Below are 1,967 nucleotides of genomic sequence, written 5' to 3'. Positions count from 1 at the left end.
AGCGCGCATTTCGCCGTCGAGGCACTCGTCCGGCTCGACGGTGCCGAGAACCAGATGCACATCGTTCCTGGCGAAGGCAAGCTGGCTCGCGAGCCAGTTCTCCGGGACGGCTGAATCGGCATCCGTCGACGCGATCCAGGTACGACCCGTGAAGTCCGCAGGGGTCTTCAGGACGCCGCGGACGCCCGCACGCCGTGCCGCACCGACGCCTCCCGTGTCACTGCGGACCAGATGCACGCCCGGAAAACCCGCGGCAATGGTCTCGGTCCCGTCCGTACAGCGGTCGAGCACGATCACGACCGACACGATCGGCGGCGCCGGATCGAGGGTCGCGACCACGGGCTCGATCGCGGCCCCCACCGCGGCGAGGCACCGAGGAAGCAGTTCCTCCTCGTTGTGCGCGGGGATGACGATGACCAGGTGGTCGATTTCACCGGGCCCGATCATGGGACGAGTCCCTCGTGCTGGGCCACGGATCGTGCCGGCTCGGGCTGCCACACCTCAAGCAGGAAGTCACTTTCGCGATGCTCGACGGTGCGCACGAGGCCGGGCACCGTCGCGAGCATGTCGTGGACCCGGTCGCCGCTGAGCGGATACTCGGGAACCGGATGCCTCCAATGGCAGGCGAGGAGGACTCCGCCGGGGGCGAGGCTGTCCCGGCAGCGCTGGAAGAACCGTTCCAGGTCTGCGGTCGCCAGGTAGTAGCCGACTTCGGATACGACGATGAGGTCGAAGACTCCGGAGGGCCATTCACCGGGCAGGGTCATCCGTGCGAAGCGGACGCCGGGGCGCCCGGCGAGCCGTTCGCGGGCAATCGAGAGCGGTTGCTCCGCGATATCGACGGCCATCACGGTGTCGCACCGGGCGGCGAGGTCGGCCGTGAATACTCCGATCGAGCAGCCGAGCTCCAGGGCGGCACCGAATCGTTCGCGCGGCAGCGCAGCGAGGGTCAGCGCGCGTTTCCGACGTTCGTACCAACGCGTCTCGAAGCCCCACGGGTCTCGCGCCTCCCGGTAGAACTCGTCGAAGAAAGATCTCGCCAGGCTCGCTGTCCCGCTCGCATCCGGGGACGGTGCCTCCGCTGCGGTGCCGTCGACGAATATCTCGAAGCCCCTCGCGAAATGGGCGGCCATCGCCGGCGGCACGACGGCCTCGTCTCCGGGTTCGTCGGACAAGGGCAGCACCTGGCTGCGGTGCAGCGCGAGCGCCTGCAGCTTCCGCGCGTGGTCCTCGGGAGAGAGATCGAACCTGCGGATCAGGCCCAGCGGCCATTCCCCGTCCGGTGTCGACCAGTGCCAGGCCCAGATCGGGTACTCGAGCAGGCGGGCGCCCGACCATGCCGCTCCGGCCGCTGCCACGTCGCCGGCGAGCGCGTGGTCGGGATGCCCGTCGGCCCGCCACGGTGCGACAATCCAGGTGCCCGCGGCTGAGCCTTCCGTGATCTTCTCCGCGCCGGAAGACGGCGGCCCGAGCACGGATGCCAGCGCCCGCGCCGCCGCCTCCCTGTTCCTCTCGAGGTCGCCGTCCGGCAGTCCGGCGAAGTGCAGGCGAGCGGATGGCGCCAGGTGCGCCACCGCATCCGTCACCTCTGTCCTGCGCACACGTGAAAGGCGACCCTGGCTATGCGTCGGGGATTCCGGATGGGACGCTTCACCGTCGCTGAGGACAAGGACATCGACCGGGATCCCGCGTCGCGTCGCACCGGAGAGGAGCCCGCCGGCACCGAGGGTCTCGTCGTCGGGATGCGCCGCGACGATGATCAGCCGGGCGAGGTCGTCGAGGTCAAGCCGCGCCGCAGCCGTGATCCAGGGAGCGCCGGCCCAGGCCTGCTCGGCGGTGCCGAGGTCCCGGTGGCTGAAGATCACCACGGTGAGACTCCGCGAGCACCATCGAGCAGCAGAGCTCCAAGCCTGGCCTCGTCGCGTTCAGCGTGATGCTGTCGAATGTACAACTGCAGATCGGCGACA

The 1,967-nt window shown here is 69.4% G+C and carries 2 protein-coding genes; both read right to left on the bottom strand.

Going from position 1 to position 1,967, the window contains the following annotated elements:
- Nucleotides 1–447 (bottom strand): glycosyltransferase (locus QN345_RS18445; protein ID WP_323509046.1); only part of this gene is annotated, 447 nt, incomplete at its 3' end.
- A complete protein-coding gene (locus QN345_RS18440; protein ID WP_323509045.1) occupies nt 444–1,868 on the bottom strand; it encodes a bifunctional PIG-L family deacetylase/class I SAM-dependent methyltransferase in 1,425 nt (474 codons plus the stop codon). The genes QN345_RS18440 and QN345_RS18445, both read right to left, overlap by 4 nt.
- Between the last annotated feature and the right edge of the window lie 99 nt (nt 1,869–1,967).

It is taken from the genome of Cryobacterium sp. 10I1, from assembly GCF_035019805.1.
Taxonomy (GTDB): domain Bacteria; phylum Actinomycetota; class Actinomycetes; order Actinomycetales; family Microbacteriaceae; genus Cryobacterium; species Cryobacterium glucosi.
The sequence above is the reverse complement of the archived record's forward strand: the minus strand, read 5'-3'. Positions and strand labels throughout refer to the sequence as shown.